The organism is Herbiconiux flava, from assembly GCF_013409865.1.
GTDB classification, from domain to species: Bacteria; Actinomycetota; Actinomycetes; order Actinomycetales; family Microbacteriaceae; genus Herbiconiux; species Herbiconiux flava.
In genome coordinates this window covers 194875-219294 of the sequence record NZ_JACCBM010000001.1, presented here as the reverse complement: position 1 = coordinate 219294, position 24420 = coordinate 194875, and the positions used below count along the sequence as shown (strand labels likewise).

Annotated in this window: 20 protein-coding genes; 16 read left to right on the top strand and 4 right to left on the bottom strand. The window is 70.7% G+C overall.

Features of this window, described 5'->3' with window-relative positions:
* Window positions 1-363: a DUF952 domain-containing protein gene (locus tag BJ984_RS01040; protein WP_179546451.1), complete on the top strand. Its 363-nt coding sequence runs from the start codon at window positions 1-3 to the stop codon at window positions 361-363.
* Between the two features lie 45 nt (window positions 364-408).
* On the opposite strand, the gene BJ984_RS01035 is transcribed toward BJ984_RS01040, so the two are convergent.
* Entirely contained in the window at window positions 409-1431 is a 1023-nt protein-coding gene (locus tag BJ984_RS01035; protein WP_179546450.1) for a LacI family DNA-binding transcriptional regulator, read from the bottom strand.
* 250 nt (window positions 1432-1681) lie between these two features.
* Here BJ984_RS01035 and BJ984_RS01030 point away from each other — a divergent pair, with 250 nt between their 5' ends.
* The 13 genes from BJ984_RS01030 to araA all read left to right on the top strand — a co-directional run bounded on the left by BJ984_RS01030 (window position 1682) and on the right by araA (window position 18816).
* Entirely contained in the window at window positions 1682-3004 is a 1323-nt protein-coding gene (locus BJ984_RS01030) for an ABC transporter substrate-binding protein (RefSeq protein WP_173182595.1), read from the top strand.
* Between the two features lie 148 nt (window positions 3005-3152).
* Complete coding sequence (locus BJ984_RS01025; RefSeq protein ID WP_173182596.1) at window positions 3153-4283, top strand: carbohydrate ABC transporter permease; 1131 nt, start codon at window positions 3153-3155, stop codon at window positions 4281-4283.
* Window positions 4280-5263, top strand: coding sequence for a carbohydrate ABC transporter permease (locus BJ984_RS01020; protein WP_173182597.1), 984 nt, complete (start codon window positions 4280-4282; stop codon window positions 5261-5263). The genes BJ984_RS01025 and BJ984_RS01020 overlap by 4 nt, the downstream gene beginning before the upstream one ends.
* 163 nt (window positions 5264-5426) lie before the next feature.
* Window positions 5427-7322 carry an ABC transporter ATP-binding protein gene (locus BJ984_RS01015; RefSeq protein ID WP_179549244.1) on the top strand — a complete coding sequence of 632 codons (1896 nt, stop codon included), beginning with the start codon at window positions 5427-5429 and terminating at the stop codon, window positions 7320-7322.
* 388 nt (window positions 7323-7710) lie between these two features.
* Window positions 7711-8700 carry an ABC transporter substrate-binding protein gene (locus BJ984_RS01010; RefSeq protein WP_179546449.1) on the top strand — a complete coding sequence of 330 codons (990 nt, stop codon included), beginning with the start codon at window positions 7711-7713 and terminating at the stop codon, window positions 8698-8700.
* 162 nt (window positions 8701-8862) lie between these two features.
* Entirely contained in the window at window positions 8863-10536 is a 1674-nt protein-coding gene (locus BJ984_RS01005) for a sugar ABC transporter ATP-binding protein (protein ID WP_179546448.1), read from the top strand.
* Window positions 10533-11585 (top strand): ABC transporter permease, encoded by a 1053-nt coding sequence (locus BJ984_RS01000; RefSeq protein WP_179546447.1) that lies wholly within the window; start codon window positions 10533-10535, stop codon window positions 11583-11585. The genes BJ984_RS01005 and BJ984_RS01000 overlap by 4 nt, the downstream gene beginning before the upstream one ends.
* Window positions 11579-12628, top strand: coding sequence for a galactofuranose ABC transporter, permease protein YjfF (gene yjfF, locus BJ984_RS00995; protein WP_444979736.1), 1050 nt, complete (start codon window positions 11579-11581; stop codon window positions 12626-12628). Before BJ984_RS01000 ends, yjfF begins: the two co-directional genes overlap by 7 nt.
* 62 nt (window positions 12629-12690) lie before the next feature.
* Complete coding sequence (locus tag BJ984_RS00990) at window positions 12691-13767, top strand: LacI family DNA-binding transcriptional regulator (protein WP_179546445.1); 1077 nt, start codon at window positions 12691-12693, stop codon at window positions 13765-13767.
* Window positions 13768-13834: 67 nt separating this feature from the next.
* Window positions 13835-14851 (top strand): LacI family DNA-binding transcriptional regulator, encoded by a 1017-nt coding sequence (locus BJ984_RS00985; RefSeq protein WP_179546444.1) that lies wholly within the window; start codon window positions 13835-13837, stop codon window positions 14849-14851.
* Window positions 14852-14957: 106 nt separating this feature from the next.
* Window positions 14958-16589 carry a xylulokinase gene (locus BJ984_RS00980; RefSeq protein WP_179546443.1) on the top strand — a complete coding sequence of 544 codons (1632 nt, stop codon included), beginning with the start codon at window positions 14958-14960 and terminating at the stop codon, window positions 16587-16589.
* Window positions 16586-17296, top strand: coding sequence for an L-ribulose-5-phosphate 4-epimerase (locus BJ984_RS00975; RefSeq protein ID WP_179546442.1), 711 nt, complete (start codon window positions 16586-16588; stop codon window positions 17294-17296). Before BJ984_RS00980 ends, BJ984_RS00975 begins: the two co-directional genes overlap by 4 nt.
* Window positions 17293-18816, top strand: a complete 1524-nt coding sequence (gene araA, locus BJ984_RS00970; RefSeq protein ID WP_179546441.1) for an L-arabinose isomerase — start codon at window positions 17293-17295, stop codon at window positions 18814-18816. The genes BJ984_RS00975 and araA overlap by 4 nt, the downstream gene beginning before the upstream one ends.
* 17 nt (window positions 18817-18833) lie before the next feature.
* Here araA and BJ984_RS00965 read toward each other — a convergent pair whose 3' ends face one another.
* Together BJ984_RS00965 and BJ984_RS00960 are read right to left on the bottom strand one after the other, a co-directional pair.
* Window positions 18834-20495: a sensor histidine kinase gene (locus BJ984_RS00965; RefSeq protein ID WP_271206342.1), complete on the bottom strand. Its 1662-nt coding sequence runs from the start codon at window positions 20493-20495 to the stop codon at window positions 18834-18836.
* A complete protein-coding gene (locus BJ984_RS00960) occupies window positions 20492-21160 on the bottom strand; it encodes a response regulator transcription factor (RefSeq protein ID WP_179546440.1) in 669 nt (222 codons plus the stop codon). The genes BJ984_RS00965 and BJ984_RS00960 overlap by 4 nt, the downstream gene beginning before the upstream one ends.
* A 155-nt stretch (window positions 21161-21315) precedes the next feature.
* Between BJ984_RS00960 and BJ984_RS00955 the strand changes: the two genes are divergently transcribed.
* Window positions 21316-21798 (top strand): hypothetical protein, encoded by a 483-nt coding sequence (locus BJ984_RS00955; RefSeq protein WP_179546439.1) that lies wholly within the window; start codon window positions 21316-21318, stop codon window positions 21796-21798.
* 25 nt (window positions 21799-21823) lie between these two features.
* Here BJ984_RS00955 and BJ984_RS00950 read toward each other — a convergent pair whose 3' ends face one another.
* Window positions 21824-22855: a LacI family DNA-binding transcriptional regulator gene (locus BJ984_RS00950; protein WP_179546438.1), complete on the bottom strand. Its 1032-nt coding sequence runs from the start codon at window positions 22853-22855 to the stop codon at window positions 21824-21826.
* Window positions 22856-23015: 160 nt separating this feature from the next.
* Here BJ984_RS00950 and BJ984_RS00945 point away from each other — a divergent pair, with 160 nt between their 5' ends.
* Window positions 23016-24317, top strand: coding sequence for an ABC transporter substrate-binding protein (locus tag BJ984_RS00945; RefSeq protein ID WP_179546437.1), 1302 nt, complete (start codon window positions 23016-23018; stop codon window positions 24315-24317).
* Window positions 24318-24420: the final 103 nt, after the last annotated feature.

Genomic DNA, 24420 nt, shown 5'->3' with positions numbered 1-24420 from the left:
GTGACCCGCATCGCCCACATCGCCATCCATGACGACTGGGTGGCCGCCCGCAGGCTGGGCGAGTACGAGGTCTCGACGAGGGGTGTCCCGCTGGCCGACACCGGTTTCATCCAGGCCGTCGCGCTCGACCGGGTGGGGGAGGTGCTGCGGGGCTACGACGACAGCCGGTTCGCCGTGCTGATCGTGGTGCTCGAGCCGGGGGAGCTCGAGACGGCGGGCGTGACCGTGCGAGCATCCGGAGACCCGGGCTCGTTCCACATCGACGGGGCCCTGCCGACCGAGACGGCGGCCGTGGTCGCGGTGGTCCCGGTCGATCGGCGCGACGGCGCGCTCGTGCCGCCCGACCTCTCGTCGTTCGCCTGACCCGCGGCCCGGCCCCCGGGTGCGACGAGAGGGACGGACGGGGCGTCAGGAGCGGGCGCGCGGGGGAGCGGTGGACGAGCGGATGACCAGCCGTGCCGGCACGAAGGTGTGCTTGGACGGCGGCGTCCAGCCCGGCTCCTCCAGCTGGCGGATGACCCAGTCGACCGCCTGCTCGCCCTGCAGGTCGGGGCGCTGGCCGATGGAGGTCAGCCCGAACATCTCGCTCAGCGGGTGGTCGTCGATGCCGATCACGGACAGGTCCTCCGGTACCGAGAGCCCGAGCTCGCGCGCGGCGAGGATGACGCCGATGCCCACCTCGTCGCAGGCGGCGAAGACGGCGGTGGGCCGCCGCCGGGGATCGCCCAGCAGCTGCTTGCCCACCCGGTAGCCGCCCGGGATGTCGAAGGGCGTCGCGACGTGCGAGTCGGCGTCGTAGCGGATGCCCGCCGCCTCGAGCGCCTCGCGGTAGCCGCGCAGCCGCTTGGAGTGCACGTGGAAGTCCATCTGCTCGTCGATGTCGCCGCCGACGTGCACGATGTCACGGTGCCCGAGCAGCAGCAGGTGCTCGGTGGCGAGCCGCGCCGCCTCGATGTCGTCGATGCTCAGCGTCGGGATGCCGACCAGGGGGCCGCCGATCCCGGCGATGGGCTTGCCCAGGGCGAGCAGGCGTTCGGCCTCGGGAGCGGTGATCTCGAGGGTCACGGCGATCACGGCGTCGACCCGCTTGCGCACGAGGAAGTACTCGAAGACCCGGCTGCGCTCCTCCACCGTCTTCGTGGTGTTGTAGAGCATGAGGTCGTAGCCGCGATCGAGCAGCGCGCGCTCGACGCCCTCGATGATGCTGCCGAAGAACCACTGATTGATCTCGGGGATGATCACCCCGACGTTGTTGGTGCGGCCGGTGACGAGGCTCGACGCGCTCGAGGAGACGACGTAGCCCAGCGTCGCGGCGGCGGCGGACACCCGGGTGCGCGTCTCGGCCGACACGTAGCCGCGGCCGCTCAGGGCGCGGGACACCGTGGCCTTGGACACCCCGGCCAGGGTCGCCACGTCTTCGATTCCCGACACGACGACCTCCTCGTCTTCTCGTGTGCAAACGCTTCCAGAATCCTAGTGCCAGGTGGCGGCGGATGTGGAGGACCAGTTTCGCGATCACCCGCGCGTCTGCTAGCGTGAGAGCGCTCTCTCCGAACGGATCGTTACCTTCTCGAGACATCGAGGACGTCGCTTGTCATTTGGTGGGAGTTATGGAAAGGTTTCCCTACACGCGCCACCGAAGGCACCACTACGGAGCGCACTAACTCAATGAGGAGGAGATATGCGGTCACTTTCGCACCGCCGTGTCACAGCACCCATCGCCATCGCGGCGGGCCTCGGGCTCGCACTCGTCGGCTGCTCCGGCGGCGCCGGCGGCGGAGCGGCGGGCGGTGAGGCCGGTGAGGCCGACGGCGTCGTCACCGTCTACGGCACCATCGCCGACACCGAGGCCGAGCTTCTCGAACAGTCCTGGGCGGACTGGGAGAAAGAGAACAACATCGACATCCAGTACGAGTCGTCGAAGGAGTTCGAGTCCCAGATCGGCATCCGCGCGCAGGGTGGCAACCCGCCCGACCTCGCGATCTTCCCGCAGCCGGGTCTGCTCGCCGACCTCGCGTCGCGCGGCTTCATCCAGAAGGCTCCCGAGGGCGTCGAGAAGAACGTCGACGAGTACTGGTCGACCGACTGGAAGGCCTACGGCACCGTCGACGACACCTTCTACGGTGCTCCGCTGATGGCCAGCGTCAAGGGCTTCATCTGGTACTCGCCGAAGCAGTTCGCCGACAACGGCTGGGAGGTCCCGAAGACCTACCAGGAGATGGTCGACCTGACCGCGAAGATGCAGACCACCCTGGGCACGGCCCCGTGGTGCGCCGGCTTCGGCTCGGGCGACGCCACCGGCTGGCCGGGCACCGACTGGGTCGAAGACCTGGTGCTGCGCCAGAGCGGCCCCGACGTCTACGACCAGTGGGTGAAGAACGAGGTGAAGTTCACCGACCCCGCGATCAGCGACGCCTTCACCTCCGTCGGCGACATCCTGCTCAACCCGAGCTACGTCAACGCCGGTTTCGGTGACGTCAAGTCGATCAACGCGACCGCCTTCGGCGACGTGGCGAACGCCATGGCCGACGGCAGCTGCGCGCTGACCCACCAGGCCTCGTTCTTCGACGGCTTCCTCACCGACGCCGGAGCCACGGTCGGCCCCGACGCCGACATCTGGGCGTTCGTCACCCCCGCGGTGAACGAGGGCGAGACCGCCGTCACCGGTGGTGGCGAGATCGTCGGAGCGTTCTCGAACGACGCCGACACCGTCAAGGTGCAGGAGTACCTCTCGAGCCCCGAGTGGGCGAACAGCCGCGTGTCGCTGGGTGGCGTCATCTCCGCGAACAAGGGCCTCGAGGCCTCCAACGCGCAGAGCCCCATCCTGCAGCAGGCCATCGGCATCCTCCAGGACGAGAAGACCACGTTCCGGTTCGACGCCTCCGACCTGATGCCCGGTGCCGTCGGCGCCGGAACCTTCTGGAAGGGCATGGTCGACTGGATCAACGGCACTCCCCAGGAGGAAGTGCTCACGTCCATCGAGGGCGGCTGGCCGACCGAGTAGGTCGACCCGTCCATCCATAGACAGAACGGTCGTGAGGAGGCCGCCCGAACCCTCGGGCGGCCTCCTTGCACCCTGGTGCTACGGTGTCCTCACGGCGCCGAGGGCGCCGGGCCGTTCCTGAGTCCAGAGTCGCACTCGAAAGGTTTTCATGTCCGATTTCCTTCTCTGGGTGGGGAAGCTGCCCGCGCTGGCGCAGATCCCCATCGTCCTCATCGCGTTCGGCATCGTCGTCGCGCTGATCCTGTTCTTCGTGGAGATCGCTCCGCGAACCGGGCGCAAGTACACGATCATCCGTCTCGCGGTCTGCGTCATCGCCCCGTTCCTCGCCCTCGTGCTCGTGGGCTCGGTCTGGTGGGCGGCGCTCATCGCGGCGGCCCTCGGCCTGCTCTTCTTCTGGATCGACAAGCGGTCCTCGCAGGGTGCCGGCTATCTCTTCCAGCTCTTCGGCTTCCTGGCCCCCGCGATCATCCTGCTGGTGATCGGGCTCATCTACCCCACGGTCAAGACCGCGATCGACTCGCTGTTCTCGAGCCGCGGCAACTTCGTCGGGCTCGACAACTTCGCCTGGGTGCTCACGAACCCGCAGAACCTGCGCGTCATCCTGAACACCATCATCTGGGTGCTGGTCGTGCCGATCGCGTCGACCATCTTCGGTCTCGCCTATGCCGTCTTCATAGACAAGAGCCGCGGTGAGAAGTTCTTCAAGATCCTCGTCTTCATGCCGATGGCGATCTCGTTCGTGGGCGCGTCGATCATCTGGCGCTTCGTCTACACCTACCGGCCCGACGACCAGAGCCAGATCGGCCTCCTCAACCAGGTGGTCGTGTGGCTCGGCGGTCAGCCGGTGCAGTGGCTGCAGGAGTCGCCCTGGAACACCTTCTTCCTGATCGTGGTGCTCATCTGGATCCAGACGGGCTTCGCCATGGTCATCCTCTCGGCGGCGATCAAGGGCGTTCCCGCCGAGCAGCTGGAGGCGGCGGAGCTCGATGGCACCAACGCGTGGCAGCGCTTCACCAATGTGACGGTGCCGGGCATCCGCTCGTCGCTGATCGTGGTGCTGACCACCATCTCGATCGCCTCGCTGAAGGTGTTCGACATCGTGCGCACCATGACGGCGGGCGCGAACGAGACCAGCGTGCTGGCGAACGAGATGTACACGCAGTTCAAGAACTTCGAGTACGGGCGGTCGGCGGCCTTCGCCGTCATCCTCTTCATCCTGGTGATGCCGATCGTCATCTACAACGCCAGGCAGATCAAGAAGCAGAGGGAGATCCGATGAGCGCCGTGCAGCCGATCGACCTGCCGGTCGACAAGTCGACGAAGAAGCAGCTGAGGTCGGGCGAACGCGCGATCGAGCGCGACGAGACCGTGACCAAGCGCACCAAGCGCCGGCTCACCAGTCGCGGCGCGACGGTCGCCGCCCTGATCATCGCGGTGATCTGGACGATCCCGACCTTCGGGCTGCTGATCTCCTCGTTCCGCGAGCGGAACGACATCCAGACCTCGGGCTGGTGGACGATATTCGAGAACTGGGGCTTCACCCTCGACAACTACGTCGAGGTTCTGGGCTCCGGCAACTCCTCGGTCACGATCGCCTCGTCGTTCGTGAACTCGATCGCCATCACCATCCCGGCGACGCTGATCCCGCTGGTGATCGCGGCCCTGGCCGCCTACGCCTTCGCGTGGATCGACTTCAAGGGCAAGGACTGGCTGTTCATCGGCGTCTTCGCGCTGCAGATCGTTCCGATCCAGATGGCTCTCGTGCCGCTGCTCAGCCTGTTCTCGCGCGGCGTGGCCGTCGGTGACGACTGGATCTTCTCGGGGGTGCCCTCCAACGGCACCTTCTCGCAGGTCTGGATCGCGCACACGATCTTCGCCCTGCCGCTGGCGATCTTCCTGCTGCACAACTTCGTGTCGGAGATCCCCCGCGAGGTCATCGAGGCGGCTCGCGTCGACGGCGCCGGTCACGGGCAGATCTTCTTCCGGATCATCCTGCCGCTGACCATGCCGGCGCTGGCGTCGTTCGCCATCTTCCAGTTCCTCTGGGTCTGGAACGACCTCCTGGTGGCGCTGATCTTCGCCGACGGCGGGGTGGCCCCGATCACCAAGCTGCTGGCCGAGATCACGGGCTCGCGCGGGCAGGACTGGTACCTGCTCACGGCGGGGGCGTTCGTGGCCATCATCGTGCCGCTGATCGTCTTCTTCGCCCTGCAGCGGTTCTTCGTGCGGGGGCTCCTGGCGGGTTCCACGAAGGGCTGACGCGCTCGCGCACGCATCGCGGTCACCGACGCTCTCACGGGCTCGGTGGCCGCGATTCGTGCGTGTGGCCGCGTTCGGATTTCGCCCTAGGAGGACGGTGACGGCGGCGTCGGTGGTGCGGCGTACTGTCATCACTATGAGTGGAATGGGCGGCGGCGGCCGCATGAGCGCCGTCGCGGCCGCGGGCGGGCGCACCCGTCTCGGCGGGGGCGGTGGGGGCGGGGGCGGTGGCCGCGTCTCCAGCGGCGACCGCGACGCGCAGCGCGCCGCGAACGCCGAGGCGCCGAAGATCCCGAACCTGCTGCGTCGTATCGGCGAGCTGTTCCGGCCCTACCGTCCGGCGCTTACCGTCACCGCGGTGCTCGTGCTGATCGGGGCCGCGCTCACCGTGCTGCCTCCGCTGCTGACGCAGCAGGCCTTCGACCTGGGCCTTTTCCCGGCCGGCGGTCCGAACATCCCGATCCTGTTCGAGCTGGTCGGCGCGATGGTGCTGATCTGGATCGTGTCGGCCGCCCTCGGCGTGTGGCAGACGTACCTCACGGCGCGGGTCGGCAACAGCGTGATGGGCGATCTGCGCATCCGTCTTTTCACCCACCTGCAGCGCATGGAGCTCGCCTTCTTCACCCGCACGAAGACGGGCATCATCCAGTCGCGGCTGCAGAACGACGTGGGCGGCGTGGCCAACGTGCTCACCAACACCGTCTCGAGCGTGCTCGGCAACACGGTCACGGTCATCGCGGCTCTTGTCGCGATGCTGCTGCTCAGCTGGCAGCTCACGGTGGTCGCGGTCATCCTGATGCCGCTGCTCGTGCTCGTGCAGCGCCGGGTCGGCCAGGTGCGGGCGCGCATCGCGGGCAAGACGCAGGAGTCGCTGTCCGACATGACGGCCATCACCCAGGAGACGCTGAGCGTCTCGGGCATCCTGCTCGCCAAGAGCTTCAACCGTCAGGGCGCCGAGATCGAGCGCTACTCCGACGAGAACCAGAACCAGATCGCGCTGCAGGTGCGCCAGCAGATGAGCGGCCAGTGGTTCTTCGCCATCGTCAGCATCGTGCTCTCGGTGGTGCCGGCGGTCGTCTACCTCGCGTCGGGCTACCTCATCCAGGGCGGCGTCGACGTGACGGCCGGCACGATCGTCGCGTTCACCACCGTGCAGGCGCGGCTGACCTGGCCGCTCCTCGGGCTGATGCGGGTCGGGCTCGACCTGCAGACCTCGGGCGCGCTGTTCGCCCGCATCTTCGAGTACCTCGACCTCAAGCCCACGATCGCCGATGCACCGGATGCGGTGGACCTGCCCCGCGGTTCGGGTGCCGAGCGCGCGGGGCGGGTCGAGTTCGACCACGTGAGCTTCGTGTACCCCGACGGGGAGCTCGAGCATCCGACCCTCGACGACGTGTCGTTCGCCATCGAGCCGGGTCAGTTCGCCGCCTTCGTCGGGCCCTCGGGGGCAGGTAAGACGACGGTGTCGTACCTCGTGCCGCGCTTCTACGAGGCCACCTCCGGGGCCGTGAAGGTCGACGGGCACGACGTGCGGGAGCTGCGGCAGGAGTCGCTGATCGACCGGCTCGGCATCGTCAGCCAGGAGACCTACCTCTTCCACGCCACGATCGCCGAGAACCTGCGCTACGCCAAGCCCGAGGCGACCGACGAGCAGCTGGCGGCGGCGGCGCGGGCGGCGAACATCCACGACCGCATCATGAGCTTCCCCGAGGGGTACGAGACGCTCGTCGGTGAGCGCGGCTACCGGCTCTCGGGCGGCGAGAAGCAGCGCATCGCGATCGCGCGGGTGCTGCTGAAAGACCCTGCGGTGCTCATCCTCGACGAGGCGACGAGCGCGCTCGACTCCATCTCCGAGCGTGTGGTGCAGGATGCGCTCGACACCGCCGCGCGCGGCCGCACCACGATCGCGATCGCCCACCGGCTCTCGACGATCGTGAACGCCGACGTCATCTTCGTGGTCGACGCGGGCCGCATCGTGGAGTCGGGCACGCACGAGCAGCTGCTCGCGCGCGGCGGCTCGTACGCGGCGCTGTACGCGCAGCAGCTCACCACCGCCTGACCCGGACCGGTGGCGCGGGCCGCGCCAGCTCGCCACGGTCTGACCCGCACAGGTGGCGCGGGCCGCACCAGCTCGCCATGGCCCGAGCCGGCCGGCACCGCCGACTGCGCCACACCGGGCCACTACGGCCTGAGCCGGTCCTCCTCTCGGCACCCTCGGCGGTGGGGGTGCGTTCCGTCGTGCTGATGCGTTCGGAATATTAGCGTTCACATTAGGGCCTGCAGCGCGCCAGCACCAGCCTCATTCCGGTTATCGATTCGTTACCGAATTGGCAATTGTGAAGGCTCACAATTTGTGACTACCATGACGCACCGGCCCCGACGTGGCGGCCGACCCGGCACCATCACGCAGCACGACGCGGCCGGGACGATGAACAGAGAGGTTCACCATGAAGAAGAAGTTCCTCGGTCTCGCCGCGGCCGGAGCGATGCTCCTGACGCTCGCGGGCTGTGCCGGCGGCGGTACCAGCGCCGGCAGCTCCGAAGGCCCCAAGCCCGCCGACCAGCTCGTCGTCGGCTTCTCGCAGGTCGGCTCCGAGAGCGGCTGGCGCACGGCCAACACCACCGACATCCAGGCCGCGTTCAAGGACGCGGGCATCGAGCTGAAGTTCTCCGACGCGCAGCAGAAGCAGGAGAACCAGATCAAGGCGATCCGCTCCTACATCCAGCAGGGCGTCGACGTGATCGCGTTCTCGCCGGTCGTCGAGACCGGGTGGGACGCGGTGCTCAACGAGGCCAAGGCCGCGAACATCCCCGTCGTGCTCACCGACCGTGCGGTCGACTCGGCCGACGACTCGCTCTACGAGAGCTTCCTCGGCTCCGACTTCGTCGAGGAGGGCAAGAAGGCCGGCGAGTGGGTGCTCGAGGAGTACAAGGACTCGACCGAGCCCGTCAAGATCATCCAGCTCGAGGGCACCACGGGCGCCGCGCCCGCCATCGACCGGGCCGAGGGCTTCGCCGACGCCATCAAGGGCGACGACAAGTTCGAGGTCGTCGCCAGCCAGACCGGTGACTTCACCCGCGCCGGCGGCAAGCAGGTCACCGAGGCTCTCTTGAAGTCGAACCCCGACGCCAATCTGATCTACGCCCACAACGACGACATGGCGCTCGGCGCCATCGAGGCGATCGAGGCGGCCGGCCTGAAGCCGGGCGTCGACATCAAGATCGTCAGCGTCGACGCCGTGAAGGACGGCATGCAGGCCCTCGCCGATGGCAAGATCAACTTCATCGTCGAGTGCTCGCCCCTGCTCGGCAAGCAGCTCGTCGACATCGTGAACCAGATCAACGAGGGCGAGACCCCCGAGAAGCGCATCATCACCGAGGAGACCACCTTCACGAAGGACCAGGCCGCCGAGGCGCTGCCGACCCGTCAGTACTAGGCCGGCACCAGCACGACCAGCACGACCAGCACCACCAGCTTCACCTGAGAGCGGTGACGGATGCGCGGCCCCACACCCCGCATCCGTCACCGCCTCACCACGAACCAGCACCCCGCGACCCGCACCCCACCGCACGCCACTCCCTCGAAGAAGAGAGAACTCATGACCGAACCAGTCGTGGAGATGAGCGCCATCTCCATCTCCTTCCCGGGGGTGAAAGCGCTCGACGACGTCAGCTTCCGCATGTTCCCGGGCGAGGTGCACTCGCTGATGGGCGAGAACGGCGCCGGCAAGTCGACGCTGATCAAGGCGCTGACCGGCGTCTACCCGATCGACAGCGGCACGATCGTGGTCGACGGGGAGACCGTGTCGTTCGCCGGGCCCGCCGCCGCGCAGGCCGCCGGCATCGCGACGGTCTACCAGGAGGTCAACCTCCTGCCGAACCTGTCGGTCGCCGAGAACATCCTGCTCGGGCGCGAGCCCCGCCGCTTCGGCTCGATCGACGGCCGCGCGATGCGCCGCCGCGCCGCCGAGCTGCTCGACGGGCTGAACCTCGACATCGACCCGGGCTCGCTGCTCGGCTCGCACTCCCTCGCCATCCAGCAGCTCGTCGCCATAGCCCGCGCGATCAACGTCGACGCGAAGGTGCTGATCCTCGACGAGCCGACCTCGAGCCTCGACGCCGACGAGGTGGCCGAGCTGTTCCGGGTGATCCGCTCGCTCCGCGACTCCGGCGTCGCCATCCTCTTCGTCTCCCACTTCCTCGACCAGATCTACGAGATCACCGACCGGCTCACCGTGCTCCGCAACGGCCGCCTCGTGGGGGAGTACCTCACCGAGGAGCTCCTGCGCATCGACCTCGTGCAGAAGATGATCGGCAAGGAGCTGACGGTGCTCGACGAGATCGGCCGCAAGGCCCACGCCGCCGATGCCGACGGCGGCGCGGCCGACCGTCCCGCCGACTTCGCCCGGGCCGAGGGCCTCGGCCGCAAGGGTGCCATCGAGCCGTTCGATCTCGTGATCGGCGAGGGCGAGGTGATCGGCCTGGCCGGTCTGCTCGGCTCCGGCCGCACCGAGCTGGCGCGCATCCTGGGCGGCATCGACCGCGCCGACTCGGGCACCCTGACCGTGGGCGGCGCCGGCTCGAAGCTGCGCACACCGCGTCAGGCCATCTCGCGGCGCATCGCCTACTCCTCGGAGGACCGCCGCGGCGAGGGCATCATCGACGAGCTCACCGTGCGCGACAACATCGTGCTGGCCCTCCAAGCCGACCGCGGCTGGTTCCGCCCCATCCCGAAGAAGCGGCAGGAGGAGCTCGCGCAGAGCTACATCCAGGCCCTCAACATCCGGCCCGCGAACCCCGACGCGCTCGTGCGCAACCTCTCCGGCGGCAACCAGCAGAAGGTGCTGCTCGCCCGCTGGCTCGCCATCGCACCCCGGCTGCTCATCCTCGACGAGCCGACGCGCGGCATCGACATCGGCGCCAAGGCCGAGATCCAGAAGCTCGTCTACACGCTCGCCGAGAACGGCATGAGCGTCGTGTTCATCTCGGCCGAGCTCGAGGAGGTGCTCCGCCTGGCGCACCGCGTCGTGGTGCTCCGCGACCGCCGCCTGGTGGCCGACATCGAGAACGACGGCCTCACGGTCGACGCGCTGCTCGCCCTGATCGCCGACGGGTCGGTCGCCGAGGAGGGCGGGGTTCCGGATGCCCCGACCGCCGACTCCGGCCCGGGCGCCGGCCGCGCATCCGTCGCCGCCCCCGGCCCCGCACACGACAGCGGCCCCGCAGCCGACACCGACCCCGCCCCCCTCGAGACCTCGGGAGACCGACGATGAACGCCCTGCTGCTCCGCACCGTCTCGAGCCGGCTGTTCTGGCCGGTCGTGATGCTGCTCGTCCTCGTGCTGATCAACGTGATCGCCTTCCCCGACTTCCTCACCGTGACGGTGAAGGACGGTCACCTGTTCGGCTCGATCGTCGACATCCTGCGGAACGGGGCGCCGACGCTGATCATCGCGGTCGGCATGACGCTCGTGATCGCCACCCGCGGCATCGACCTCTCGGTCGGCGCGGTGGCGGCGATCTCGGGGGCCGTGGCGTGCTCGATCCTGCTCGGCTCCTCCGACCCGGGCAACCCGGCCACCGTCGCGGTCGCCGTGATCGTGGCGCTCGTCATCTCGCTCGTGCTCGGCGTCTGGAACGGGTTCCTCGTCTCGGTCATCGGCATCCAGCCGATCATCGCGACGCTCATCCTGATGACGGCCGGCCGCGGTGTGGCGATGCTGATCACCGAGGGGCAGATCCTCACCGTCGACAGCGCGCCGTTCAAGGAGCTCGGCTCGGGCTTCTGGTTCGGCATCCCGGTCGCCGTCGTGATCGGCGCCGTGATCTTCGCGGTCGCCGCCCTGCTCACCCGGCGCACCGCGCTCGGCATGCTGATCGAGTCGGTCGGCATCAACCCCGAGGCCAGCCGCCAGGCCGGTGTGCGGGCGCGGGTGCTGCTGTTCACCGTCTACGCGTTCTGCGCGCTGTCGGCCGGCATCGCCGGGCTCATCCTGACGGCCAACCAGACGGCCGCCGACGCGAACAACACGGGCCTGTTCATCGAACTCGACGCCATCCTCGCGGTGGTCATCGGCGGCACCTCGCTCGCCGGCGGCCGCTACTCGCTGGCGGGCACGCTCGTCGGGGCGCTGGTCATCCAGACCCTCGTCACCACCGTCTACACCGTGGGCATCCCGCCGATCGTGACCATGGTCTTCAAGGCGGCCGTCGTCACGGCCGTCTGCCTGCTGCAGTCGCCCACCACCAACGCCGCGTTCGCCCAGCTGCGCCAGCGGCTCGCCGCCCGCACCGCCCGAGTCAAGGAAGCAGCCGCATCATGACCGCCACCATCGACCGCCCCCGCGCCGGGGCGCCCCTGCCGACCAAGCCCGGCCGCCCACCGCGGCGACTTGTCGACCGCCTGCGCGACGTGCTCACCAGCCCCAAGTCGGGCCCGGTGCTCGTCACCGCGGTGCTCTTCGTCGCCGTCTTCATCGTCGGCGGCGTGCGCTACAACGGCTTCTTCTCGGGCCAGGTGCTGCTGAACCTGTTCGTCGACAACTCCTACCTGATCGTGCTCGCGGTGGGCATGACCTTCGTCATCCTGACCGGCGGCATCGACCTCTCGGTCGGGGCGGTCGTGGCGCTGTCGACGATGATCGCGGCCAGCCTCCTGCAGACCGGGTGGTCGCCGGGGGTCGTCATCCCGCTCATCCTGGTGCTGACCTGTGTGCTGGGCCTGCTGGTCGGCCTGATGATCCACGTCTTCAAGGTGCAGCCCTTCATCGCGACGCTCGCCGCCATGTTCCTCGCCCGCGGCCTCTGCTACGTGATCTCGAAGGACTCGATCTCGATCACCGAGCCCACCTTCGTGGCGCTCGCCGTGACGCGCATCCCGCTCGGTGGCGGTCTCAGCATCACCCCCAGCGTCGTGATCGCGCTCGCCGTGGTGATCGTCGCGGTGTGGGTGCTCGGCTTCACCCGCTTCGGCCGCACCGTCTACGCCATCGGCGGCAGCGAGCAGTCGGGCATGCTGATGGGCCTGCCGGTCGCCCGCACCAAGGTGATCGTGTACGTCGTGAGCGGCTTCTGCTCGGGCCTCGCGGGCGTGCTGTTCTCGTTCTACACGCTCTCGGGCTACCCGCTGACGGCGGTCGGCACCGAGCTCGACGCCATCGCCGCGGTGGTCATCGGCGGCACCCTGCTGACCGGCGGCTACGGCTTCGTGCTCGGCTCGGTGCTGGGTGTGCTGGTGCTCGGCGTGATCCAGACGATCATCACCTTCGAGGGCACGCTGTCCTCCTGGTGGACCAAGATCTTCATCGGCGCGCTGCTGCTCGTCTTCATCATTCTGCAGAAGGTGCTGACAGCTCGCAGGAGGTGAGAGTGCGGGGCCGACATAATACGTAGACGCGCGCGCATCCGGGCCGCCGATGAGGATCGACTGTGACTGAAGACGACAGGGCGCGAGCCGCCACGATCTTCGATGTGGCGCGCCTCGCCGGTGTGTCGCACCAGACGGTCTCCCGGGTGCTGAACGACATGCCGAACGTGCGGCCCGCGACCCGGCAGCGGGTCGAGAACGCGATCAAGCAGCTGCGCTACGTGCCCTCCCCGGCCGCCCGGGCGATGGTCACCCGGCGCTCGCGCACCATCGGCCTGATCACGACCGGCTCGGCCGACTACGGGCCGTCCTCGACGGCCCTGCACTTCAACGAGACGGCTCGGGATGCGCGCTACGCCGTCATCACCGCGGGGCTGCTCGAGGCCGACGCCGTGCACGTGCGCAGCGCGGCCGAGCTGCTGGTGCGGCAGAACGTCGAGGCCATCGTGCTGATCGTGCAGCAGCGTGCGGCCGTGGAGGGCATCGCGGGCGTCGACCTCGGGGTGCCCGTCGTGGCCGTCGCGTCGGAGGACCGGGGGGTGCCCCACCGGGTGCAGCTCGACCAGTACGCGGGGTCGCGCGCCGCCGTCGACCACCTCGCCGCGCTGGGGCACCGCGACATCCGGCACATCGCGGGGCCGGCCGACTCGATGGACGCCGCCGAGCGCCTGCGCGGCTGGTTCGGCGGGCTCGCGGCGCACGGGCTGGTCAGCCGGGAGCCGATGGTGGGGGACTGGACGCCGGCGAGCGGGTACGCCCACGGGGTGCGGCTCGCGGCCGAGGGGGCGGCGACCGCCGTGGTGGTGGCGAACGACCAGATGGCGCTGGGGCTGATCCGGGCGTACACCGAGGCGGGGCTGTCGGTGCCGGGCGACCTGAGCGTGGTGGGGTTCGACGACATCCCCGAGGCGGAGTACCTGTCGCCGCCGCTGACGACGGTGCGGCAGGACTTCACCGTGCTCGGGCGGGCGGCGATGGAGACCGTGCTCGAGGTGCTCGGCGAGCGGCCGCCGGAGGCCGGCGCGGTCGCGGCGGTCTCGGGCGTGTCGCTCGTGCAGCGCGGCAGCACGGCGCCGCCGGCCGCCCTCGCCGGCTCGGAGATCGAGCCGTCGCACAACGCCCTCTCGAGGCCCTCATAGGGCGATTCGCGACGGGTCGATCGCTCGGGCGGGATGTCACGTGGAGCCCGGGAGGCATAATCGGGGGATGGTGAGCGCGGGCACGGGCGAGGGGGCGGCGCGGGTGCGCGCTGCGAGCGTGTTCGACGTGGCGAAGGCCGCGGGGGTGTCGCATCAGACGGTGTCGCGGGTGCTGAACGATCATCCGAGCCTCAGGCCCGCCACGCGCCAGAAGGTGCTCGACGCCATGCGGGAGCTCGACTACCGGCCGAACCTCGCGGCCCGGGCGCTCGTGACGAGCCGGTCGCGGATCATCGGCATCCTGTCGACCTCGAGCGGCGAGTACGGCCCTGCGTCGAGCATCGCCGCCGTCGAGGCCGCCGCCCGCGCCCGGGGCTACAGCGTGAGCATCGCCAACGCCGACGGGGTCGACCAGCGTTCGATCGACGAGGCGCTCGAGCACCTCGTCGACCTCTCGGCGGAGGGGATCGTGGTGATCGCCCCGCAGCTGCAGGTGCTGTCGGCGCTGTCGGCGCGGTCGTTCCGCATCCCGTTCGTGACGCTGCAGACGCTGCGGCAGACCGACGGCGCCGAGCTCGCCCTCGACCAGGTGGCGGGCGCCCGGCTCGCCACGGCGCATCTCGCCGAGCTGGGACATCGCCGGATCGGGCACCTCGCGGGGGCGGTCGACTGGATCGACGCCGTCTCGCGCCGTGCCGGCTTCGCCGCCGAACTCGACGCCCGCGGGATCGCCGGAGGCCCGGTGGCCGCCGGGGACTGGAGCGCACCGTCGGGCTACCTGGCCGGGCAGGAGCTGATCGCGCAGGGCGTCACCGCGGTCTTCTCGGCCAACGACCAGATGGCACTGGGGCTGCTGCACGCCGCCCACGACGCGGGCCTCGCCGTGCCGCGCGACCTCAGCGTGGTGGGCTTCGACGACACCCCGGAGGCCGCGCACTACCTGCCGCCCCTCACCACCGTGCGCCAGGACTTCGCGGATGCCGGCCGCCGCGCCCTCGCCCGGCTGCTCGACGAGGACGGCACGAGCCCGTCCGTCGAGCCGTCGCTGGTCGTGCGCGCCTCGACGGCGCCGCTTCCGGATTGACCCTGGGATCGGGCATCCGGATGCCGTACACTCGCTACGGCGGCCTGTCATGTGATCGATCACATGCGACGGCGTCAAACCCCCTCATCTCGACGAAGGAGCCCCGATGACGAGCGACAGCGACCCGGCCGACGCCATCCGCAGCGGCCGTGCCACCCTCGGAATCGAGCTCGGCTCGACCCGCATCAAGGCCTGCCTGGTCGGCGACGACCCCACCGAGGTGCTCGCCGTCGGCAGCCACGCCTGGGAGAACGAGTTCGTCGACCGCGTCTGGACCTACTCCCTCGAGAGCGTCTGGAGCGGCCTGCAGGCGGCCTTCGCCGACCTGGTCGCCGACGCCGAGCGTCGCCACGGCGTGCGCCCCGAGACCTTCGGCGCGATCGGCGTCTCGGCCATGATGCACGGCTACCTCGCCTTCGACGCCTCCGGCGAACTGCTCGTGCCGTTCCGCACCTGGCGCAACACCAGCACCGGCCCCGCCGCGGCGGAGCTCAGCGAGCTGCTCGGCGTGAACATCCCGCTGCGCTGGTCGATCGCCCACCTGCACCAGGCCGTGCTCGACCAGGAGCCGCACGTGCCCCAGCTCGACTCCGTCACGACCCTCGCGGGCTACGTGCACTGGAAGCTCACCGGCCGCAACGTCCTCGGGGTCGGCGACGCCTCCGGCATGTTCCCGATCGACTCGGCCACCGACGACTACGACGCCGAGCTGGTCGCGCGCTACGACGCGCTCGTCGCCCCGACCGCCCTGCCGAAGACGCTCGCCGAGCTGCTGCCCGAGGTGCTGCCCGCCGGCCGCGCCGCCGGCACGCTGACGCCCGAGGGGGCGGCGCTGCTCGACCCGAGCGGGAGGCTCCGTCCGGGCGCCGTGCTCTGCCCGCCCGAGGGCGACGCGGGCACGGGCATGGTCGCCACCAACTCGGTGGCGCCGCGCACGGGCAACGTGAGCGCCGGGACGAGCATCTTCGCGATGGTCGTGCTCGAGCATCCGCTCGCCTCGGTGCATCACGAGCTCGACCTGGTGACCACGCCCGCCGGCGACCCGGTCGCGATGGTGCACTGCAACAACGGCGCGAGCGAGCTGGCCGCGTGGGTGGGGCTGTTCGGGCGGTTCGCCGAGGCCTCGAACCCGGGCGGTGCGACCGACGCCGACGCCGTGTTCGACGTGCTCTTCCGCGAGGCGCTGGCGGGCGCCCCCGACGCCGGCGGCCTGCTCGCCTACAACCACCTCGCCGGCGAGCCGATCGCCGGTCTGACCGAGGGCCGCCCGCTCGTCGTGCGCACCCCCGACAGCGACTTCACCCTCGCCAACTTCATGCGCGCCCAGCTCTACGGTGTGTTCGGCACCCTCGCCCTGGGCATGCGGGTGCTCGCCGGCGAGGGCGTCGAGCTCGACCGGATGTTCGCCCACGGGGGCATGTTCCGCACCAGCGGTGTGGCGCAGCGCTTCCTCGCCGGCGCCCTCGCGGCTCCGGTGTCGGTGGCGGAATCCGCCTCGGAGGGCGGTGCCTGGGGCATCGCGGTGCTCGCCGCCTACGTGCGGGCGGCCGAGCAGGAGGACGTCGCGCTCGACGTATTCCTCGACGAGCATGTCTTCGGGGGCGCCGTCTTCGAGACCTCCGAGCCCGACGTCGCCGACGTCGAGGGCTTCTCCGCCTACCTCGACCGCTACAGCGCCGGCCTCGCCGTCGAGCGCGCGGCGGTCGACGCCCTCACCCTGGAAGGACCCACCCGATGACCGACATCACTCCCGAGGTGCAGGAGGCGATCGACCGCGTGCGCGACGACGTCGCCGCTCTGCACTCCGAACTCGTGCGCTACGGCCTCGTCGTCTGGACGGGCGGCAACGTCTCGGGCCGCGTGCCCGACGCCGACCTCTTCGTGATCAAGCCGAGCGGCGTGCTGTACGACGAGCTGACGCCGGCGAACATGATCCTCTGCACCCTCGACGGTGCGGTCGTCGAGGGCTCGCCCGGCTCTGACCGCTCACCCTCGAGCGACACCGCCGCGCACGCCTACGTGTACCGCAACATGCCCGACGTGGGGGGCGTGGTGCACACGCACTCGCCCTACGCCGTGGCCTGGGCCGCCTACGGCGAGCCCATCCCGTGCGTCACCACCGCGATGGCCGACGAGTTCGGCGGCGAGATCCCGATCGGGCCGTTCGCCATCATCGGCGACGACTCCATCGGCCGGGGCATCGTCGAGACACTGAGCGGTCACCGCTCGCGCGCGGTGCTGATGAAGAACCACGGCCCCTTCACCATCGGCAAGGATGCGCGCGACGCCGTCAAGGCGGCCGTCATGGTCGAGGACGTCGCCCGCTCGGTGCTGTTCTCGCGCCAGCTCGGCACGCCGAACCCCATCCCGCAGCCGGCCATCGACTCCCTCTTCAACCGCTACCAGAACGTCTACGGACAAGACCCGACGGGATCACTCAATTGACCGAACTCAGCACCTCCCTCGACTCCTACGAGATCTGGTTCTTCACCGGCAGCCAGAACCTCTACGGCGAGGAGACGCTCCGCCAGGTGGCGGAGCAGTCGCAGCAGATCGTGGCCACCCTCGACGGCGCCGACGCCATCCCGGTGAAGATCGTCTGGAAGCCCGTGCTGAAGGACTCCGAGTCCATCCGCCGCGCGGCCCTCGACGCCAACGCCGACGACAAGGTGATCGGCCTCGTCGCGTGGATGCACACCTTCAGCCCCGCCAAGATGTGGATCGCCGGGCTGGATGCGCTGCAGAAGCCGCTCCTGCACCTGCACACCCAGGCGAACGTCGAGCTGCCCTACGCCGAGATCGACTTCGACTTCATGAACCTGAACCAGGCCGCGCACGGCGACCGGGAGTTCGGCTACATCCAGACCCGCCTGGGCGTCGCGCGGAAGACCGTCGTCGGTCACGCCACCAACCGCCGCGTGCAGGACGAGATCGGCCAGTGGGCGCGTGCCGCCGCCGGCTGGCAGGCCGTCAAGACGCTGAAGCTCGCCCGCTTCGGCGACAACATGCGCTTCGTCGCGGTGACCGAGGGCGACAAGACCGAGGCCGAGCTGCGCTTCGGCGTGCAGGTGAACACCTGGGGCGTCAACGAGCTGGCCGCCGCGGTGTCGCTCGCCGAAGAGGACACCGCCGCCGTCGACGCGCTCGTCGCCGAGTACGAGGAGCTCTACGACGTCGTGCCCGAGCTGCGCGTCGGCGGTGACCGTCACCAGTCGCTGCGCGACGGCGCCGCGATCGAGCTCGGCCTGCGCTCGTTCCTCGAGGAGGGCGGCTTCGGCGCCTTCACCACGAGCTTCGAAGACCTCGGCAGCCTGAAGCAGCTGCCCGGCCTCGCCGTGCAGCGCCTGATGGCCGAGGGCTACGGCTTCGGCGCCGAGGGCGACTGGAAGACCGCCATCCTGGTGCGCGCCGCCAACGTGATGGGCGCCGGCCTGCCCGGTGGTGCCAGCCTGATGGAGGACTACACCTACGACCTCGTCGACGGTGCCGAGACGATCCTCGGCGCGCACATGCTCGAGGTCAGCCCGTCGCTGACGACCTCGAAGCCCTCGCTCGAGATCCACCCGCTCGGCATCGGCGGCAAGGACGACCCGGTGCGCCTGGTCTTCACGGCCGACCCCGGCCCGGCCGTCGTCGTCGCGCTCAGCGACATGCGCGACCGCTTCCGTCTCGTGGCGAACGTGGTCGAGGTCGTGCCGCCGCGCGCCCCGCTGCCGCACCTGCCCGTCGGCCGTGCCGTCTGGCGCCCCGAGCCGTCGTTCGCCGTCTCGGCGGCGGCCTGGCTCACCGCCGGTGCGGCGCACCACACGGTGATGTCGACCGCGGTCGGCGTCGAGGTCTTCGAGGACTTCGCCACCATCGCCAAGACCGAGCTGCTGCGCATCGACGCCGAGACCACCCTCCGCGGCTTCAAGAACGAGGTGCGCTGGAACCAGGCGTACTACCGCCTGGCCCAGGGCATCTGACCGCCGGCCGGCCGGGGTCAGGCGTCGCCGACGTCGAGGGGGAGGGTGAGCACGAAGAGTGCTCCCCTTCCCCTCTCGCCGTTCCGGGCCGGGTCGGCGCAGACGAGCTCGCCGCCGTGGGCGCGGGCGATGCCGCGGGCGATCGGGAGGCCGAGGCCCGATCCGCCACCGGCCGCCTCCCGGGAGACGTCGAGGCGCACCAGGCGGTCGAAGATCCGCTCGCGATCGTCCGCGGGCACGCCGGGGCCGGTGTCCCCGACCTCGAGGTGGGCGGTGCGGCCCTCGGCCGAGAGGGTGATGGTCACGGGGCCGCGCCCGCCGGTCATCCGGCTGGCGTTGTCGACGAGGTTCGCGACCACCTGGCCGAGCCGCCCGGGGTCGCCCTGCACGGGCAGCTCTTCGGGCGCCTCCACCCGCAGCTCGAGAGCCGGGTGACGGATGCGCCGCCGCTCGACCTCGGCCGCGACGACCTCGCGCAGGCCGACCGGTCGCAGCGCGAGCGTGAGGCCCTCGTCGAGCCGGGCCATCAGCAGCATGTCGTCGATCAGGCGTCCGGCGCGGGCCGCCTCGCGCACGACGTGCATCGCCAGGCGCTCCTGGACTGCCGGGTCGACGGATGCCCGCACGAGCGTGTCGGCGGCGGCGCGCATCCCGGCCACCGGAGTGCGCAGCTCGTGCGCGGCGTCGCCCACGAAGGCGCGCACCCGTCGCTCGGCCTCGACCGCGACGAGCTCGGACTCCTGGGCGGCGGCCTCGGCCCCGCGCGCGGTCTGCTCGGCGTCGCGGGCGGTCTGCTCGGCCTCGCGGGCGGCGCGTTCGGCGCCCTCGACGCCGTCGAGCATCTCGTCGAAGGCGCGGGCGGTGCGGCCGATCTCGGTGCGCGGGCGGGTGGGGTGCAGGCGCCGGCCGCGGTCGCCTTCGCCGATGTCGCGAGCGAGGGCGGTCATGGTCTCGAGGGGGCGGAGAGAGCGGCGCACGACGAGCACGAGGGCTCCGGCCGCCACCACGAGGAACGCGGCCGAGGCGGCCAGCATGATCCAGCGCAACTGGGCGAGGGTCTCGCCGACGCTCGCGGTGTCGGCCGTGAGGGTGAGGGTGCTGCCGTCGGAGAGCTCGGAGCGGAGGGTGAGGAGCCGCGCATCCGAGCTGTCGATGCTCGACGAGGTGACGGTCGCTCCGGCGGTGGACGTGGTCGCTGCGCCGACGCCCGGCGTGGTCGCGTCGGTTCCGGCGGTTCCGTCGGGCGTGGTCGGGCTGTCCGGCGTGGTCGTGGTGTCGGGGGAGGGCGCGGACGGGGCGGGGCCGGGGAGCGGAGGGAGGGCCGCCGGGTCGGGGCCGCGGCGGAGCTCGTCGGGGGTGGGGCCCGCGACGACCGCCGCGCCGTCTGGCGACTCGATCAGCACCGAGACGCCCTGGGCCGAGAGGCGGTCGGCGAGGTCGTCGTTGGAGACCGTGCCGATCAGGGCCGCGGCGGCGGCGGCGCGGTCGGCGAGCCGCTCCTCGATCTGGGCGCGCAGGCGCTCGCCGAGCACGAGCTGCACGGTCAGCCCGAGGCCGACCAGCAGCACCGCGAGCAGCCCGAGCACCGCCAGCACCGTGCGGGCGCGCAGCGATCCGGTGCGCAGGCCGCCGCCGGTCGCAGTGATCGTGGTCGTCGGGGCCGTGGCAGCGCGGGTCACGCGCTCAGCCGGTAGCCGATGCCGCGCACCGTGTGGATGAGGCGGGGGCCGTTCGCCTCCATCTTGCGCCGGAGCGAGCTCAGGTGCACCTCGACCACGTTGGGGTCGACGTCGTCGTAGCCCCAGACCTGCGTCAGGATCTGGCCCTTGGACAGCGTGCGCCCCCGGCTCTCGGCGAGGAAGCTGAGCAGGCGGAACTCGGTGGCGGTCAGCTCGAGCGTCGCGTCGGCCCGGCGGGACCGGGCGCCGTCGACGTCGATCACGAGGTCGGCCACCTCGATCACCGCGGGGATGCGCCCCCGCCGCCGCAGCACGGCCGTCACCCGGGCGATCAGCTCGGCCATCGCGAAGGGCTTCACGAGGTAATCGTCGATGCCCTCCGAGAAGCCGCGCAGGCGGTCGTCGACGGCGTCGCGGGCGGTGAGCATGAGCACGCCGCAGTCGGTCGTGGTGCGCGCGGTGGCGGCGAGCTGGATGCCGCTCCGGCCCGGGAGCATCCAGTCGAGCACGACCAGGTCGGGCATGAACGACGCCAGCTCGCCCGCGAAGGCGCGGCCGTCGGGAAGGGCACCGACAACGAAGCCCTCGGCGCTGAGCGCCGTGGCGACGGCCTCGCGGATGGTCTCGTCGTCCTCGACCAGCAGGATGCGCGCAGGGGTGGTCATGGTGCGACGGTAGGCAGAGCGGCTATCGGCTCCCTATCGACGGGCTGGGAGCGGGCTGAGCTTAAGTCGAGCTTCAGATTCGCTTCCGAGAGTGGGGGATGCCGGGCCGAAGTCGCCCGGACGGCGCCCCGGCGCCGACACCGAACGGAGACCCCATGTCCGAGCTGAACAGCCACTTCGACGACGCCACCAAGCCCATCCCGATGGAGCCGCAGCCGCCCCGCCGACCCTCGCTCGCCCGCCGCATCGCCATCGGAGCCGCCTGTGGCGTGGTGGGCCTCGGCCTCGTCGGCACGACGGCGGCCTTCGCCGCCTCGGGCGGATCGAGCCCCCTGCCGACCGTCGTCGCCTCGGCCCCGGCCTCCTCGGCGACCCCGCCGCCCGCGGCCCCTTCCACCGACGCGGCCACGCCCCCGACTGACGCCCCCACGCCTCCCGCCGCTCCCGACGGCACGACGCCTCCCGCTCCGGCGGATGGCGCAACCCCGCCGGCTCCTGGTGGCGACTGCGCCCCGGGTGCGGCCGGAGGCCCACTCGCCGGTGGCCCCGCGGGCACCCCGCCCACGCCGCCGACCGACGGCTCGACGCCCGCCGCACCCACGCCGCCGACCGACACCCCCCAGGTCGAGGGCTCCTAGCCCGCGCCCACCCGCGCCCGCCCGCTCAGCGTGAAGCGACCGTGCTGCCCCGCATCACGATCTTCGGGGCGACGTACTCGGTGCCGCCCTCCAGCGGCCCGCCGTCGATCGCCTCGAAGATGCGCTGGGCGGCCCGGCGCCCGAGCTCCTGCAGCGTGCAGTCGATGCTGGTGAGCTCGGGCCGGGAGTTCACGGCCAGCACCTCCCAGTTGTCGTAGCCGATCACCGAGACGTCCTCGGGCACCGAGCGGCCGTAGTCGCGGAGGGTCTCGAGGGCGCCCCGGGCGATCTGGTCGGAGCCGCAGACGAAGCCGTCGATGTCGGGGTGCCGGTCGAGCAGCATGGCCGCCGCGTCGCGCCCCCAGCCCTCGGTCCAGCTGCCGAACATCGGCTCGGCGACCGGGGTCACGCCCGCCGCGGCCAGGCCCTCGCGGAAGCCCTCGGCCCGGTCGAGCGCCGCCGCGTAGCCGACGTCACCGGTGATGTGCGCGATGCGCCGTCGGCCGAACGAGAGCACGTGCTCCACGGCGAGCCGCCCGCCCACGACGTTGTCGGGGGTGAGCGAACGGTCGGTGGGGTCGTCGGAGGGCGCGTAGGCGTAGACCACCGGCACCGGAAGGTCGTGGCCGAGCGATGGCCGCGGGTCGGTCGAGCGGCCCACGACGATGATCCCGTCGACGCGCCGGTTCAGCAGCGCCTTCAGGTGGTAGTTCTCGCGGATGCGGTCGCCCCGCGCGTCGCAGAGGAACACGCTGATCTGGCCCGAGCCGAAGGCGTCCTCGGCCCCCATCAGGATGGGCAGCACGAAGCGGCCCTCGAGGTCGCTCGTGAGCAGCCCCACCGTGCCCGTGCGCCCCGCGATCAAGCTCTGCGCGAGGGCGTTCGGGGTGAACCCGATCTCGGTGGCCGCCGCCATCACCCGCTGCCGAGTGCTCTCGGCCACCTCGGCGCGGCCGTTCACGGCCTTGGACGCCGTGGCGATCGACACGCCCGCGAGGCGCGCGACGTCGTTCAGCGTCGCAGCCCGGCGCTGGCCGGATCGCGCAGTGTTGGCCATGATTCTCAACTTTCGAAAGCGTTGTCCCACACTAGCTCTTGACACATCACAGAGGCTTCGATTTACTTCTCGAAAGGCCTTTCGAAAACTTTCAGAAAAGCCCCGCACACAGCATCGCCGGGCATCCCGGCTCAACGACGAGCTCACGAGGAGAACACACATGGCACGCATCAAGGGCCGCTTCGGCCGTATCGCGGCGGTGACGGTCGCCGGCGCGCTGGCGGTCACCCTGGCCGCCTGCTCGAGCGGCGGAGGAGGCGGCGGCGGAGCCGCAGCTCCCGCCGACATCCCGGCCGCCGGCACCGACGACGGCAGCACCCTCACCCTCTGGACCCGTGCGCCGCTGGAGAAGCAGGCGAAGCTCCTGGTCGAGGCCTACAATTCTTCGCACGAGAACCAGGTCGACCTCACCGTCGTGCCGAACGACGACTACGTCGCCAAGGTCGGTGCCGCGGCCGGCGCGAACGGTCTCCCCGACCTGTTCGCCGCCGACATCGTCTACGCACCGAACTGGGCCTCGCAGGGTCTGTGGAAGGACATCACCTCGCAGATCGACGGCCTCGAGTACAAGGACGAGCTGAACAAGGGCCACCTTGCCGCCGGAACGGTCGACGACAAGGAGTACGTCGTCCCGTTCGTGCTCGACCTGTCGATGCTGTTCTGGAACAAGGAGCTGTTCAAGGAGGCCGGCCTCGACCCGGAGGTGGCCCCCGCGAACCTCGAGGAGTTCGCCGACGCGGCGAAGAAGATCCAGGCGCTGAACAAGCCGGGCACCTACGGCACGGCCACCGGCCTGAACTGCGGCGGCTGCCTCGTGTTCACCTGGTTCCCGAGCGTCTGGGCCGACGGCGACCAGGTGCTGAGCGACGACGGGCTGGAGTCGCTGCTGAACAGCGACACCGCCAAGAAGGTCTACGACACCTGGAAGGACCTCTACGACTCCGGAGCGGTGCTGCCCTCCTCGACCGACGAGGCCGGCCCCACCTGGACCGCGGGCTTCACCGAGGGCAAGGTCGGCCTGCAGTTCTACCCGGCCACGCTGCTGAGCTCCACCCCGTTCGACGCGGGCGTGTCGGGCATCCCCGGCCCCGAGGGCGGCCAGTCGACCTTCGTCGGCGGTGACGGCATCGGCATCTCGAAGGACTCCGAGAAGTCGGCCCAGGCCTGGAACTTCCTCTCCTGGCTGACCTCCGAGGACGCCCAGGTCGGCGTGCTGGCGAAGAACGGCGACGCCGTCGCCCGCGGTGACCTCGCCTCGAACCAGTACTCCGAGGCCGACCCCCGCCTGGTCACCATCAACGAGGTCGCGGCCGAGGGCCAGACCCCGCTGGCGTTGAACTTCCAGCAGGCCTTCAATGCCCCGTCGAGCCCCTGGCTCACCCTGGTGCGGAACGCCGTGCTCGACGGCGGAAGCTCGGTCGACGCCGACAACGACGAGATCACCGCGGTGCTCTCGCAGTAGTCGACCCACCACCGGCGGCCCGCCCACCCCCGGGGCGGGCCGCCTCACACCCGGCCGGAGGCCGCGAAGCCCGCGGCCCGAGATCGAATACCGAAAGGCGCTC

Coding starts and splice junctions, on each gene's coding strand:
- BJ984_RS01005 (WP_179546448.1), top strand. CDS start 8,863: ATGACCGAACCAGTCGTGGAGATGAGCGCCATCTCCATCTCCTTCCCG.
- BJ984_RS01015 (WP_179549244.1), top strand. CDS start 5,427: ATGAGCGCCGTCGCGGCCGCGGGCGGGCGCACCCGTCTCGGCGGGGGC.
- BJ984_RS01010 (WP_179546449.1), top strand. CDS start 7,711: ATGAAGAAGAAGTTCCTCGGTCTCGCCGCGGCCGGAGCGATGCTCCTG.
- BJ984_RS00975 (WP_179546442.1), top strand. CDS start 16,586: ATGACCGACATCACTCCCGAGGTGCAGGAGGCGATCGACCGCGTGCGC.
- BJ984_RS00955 (WP_179546439.1), top strand. CDS start 21,316: ATGTCCGAGCTGAACAGCCACTTCGACGACGCCACCAAGCCCATCCCG.
- BJ984_RS00945 (WP_179546437.1), top strand. CDS start 23,016: ATGGCACGCATCAAGGGCCGCTTCGGCCGTATCGCGGCGGTGACGGTC.
- BJ984_RS01000 (WP_179546447.1), top strand. CDS start 10,533: ATGAACGCCCTGCTGCTCCGCACCGTCTCGAGCCGGCTGTTCTGGCCG.
- BJ984_RS00950 (WP_179546438.1), bottom strand. CDS start 22,855: ATGGCCAACACTGCGCGATCCGGCCAGCGCCGGGCTGCGACGCTGAAC.
- BJ984_RS00960 (WP_179546440.1), bottom strand. CDS start 21,160: ATGACCACCCCTGCGCGCATCCTGCTGGTCGAGGACGACGAGACCATC.
- BJ984_RS01025 (WP_173182596.1), top strand. CDS start 3,153: ATGTCCGATTTCCTTCTCTGGGTGGGGAAGCTGCCCGCGCTGGCGCAG.
- BJ984_RS01020 (WP_173182597.1), top strand. CDS start 4,280: ATGAGCGCCGTGCAGCCGATCGACCTGCCGGTCGACAAGTCGACGAAG.
- BJ984_RS00985 (WP_179546444.1), top strand. CDS start 13,835: ATGGTGAGCGCGGGCACGGGCGAGGGGGCGGCGCGGGTGCGCGCTGCG.
- BJ984_RS00980 (WP_179546443.1), top strand. CDS start 14,958: ATGACGAGCGACAGCGACCCGGCCGACGCCATCCGCAGCGGCCGTGCC.
- BJ984_RS01030 (WP_173182595.1), top strand. CDS start 1,682: ATGCGGTCACTTTCGCACCGCCGTGTCACAGCACCCATCGCCATCGCG.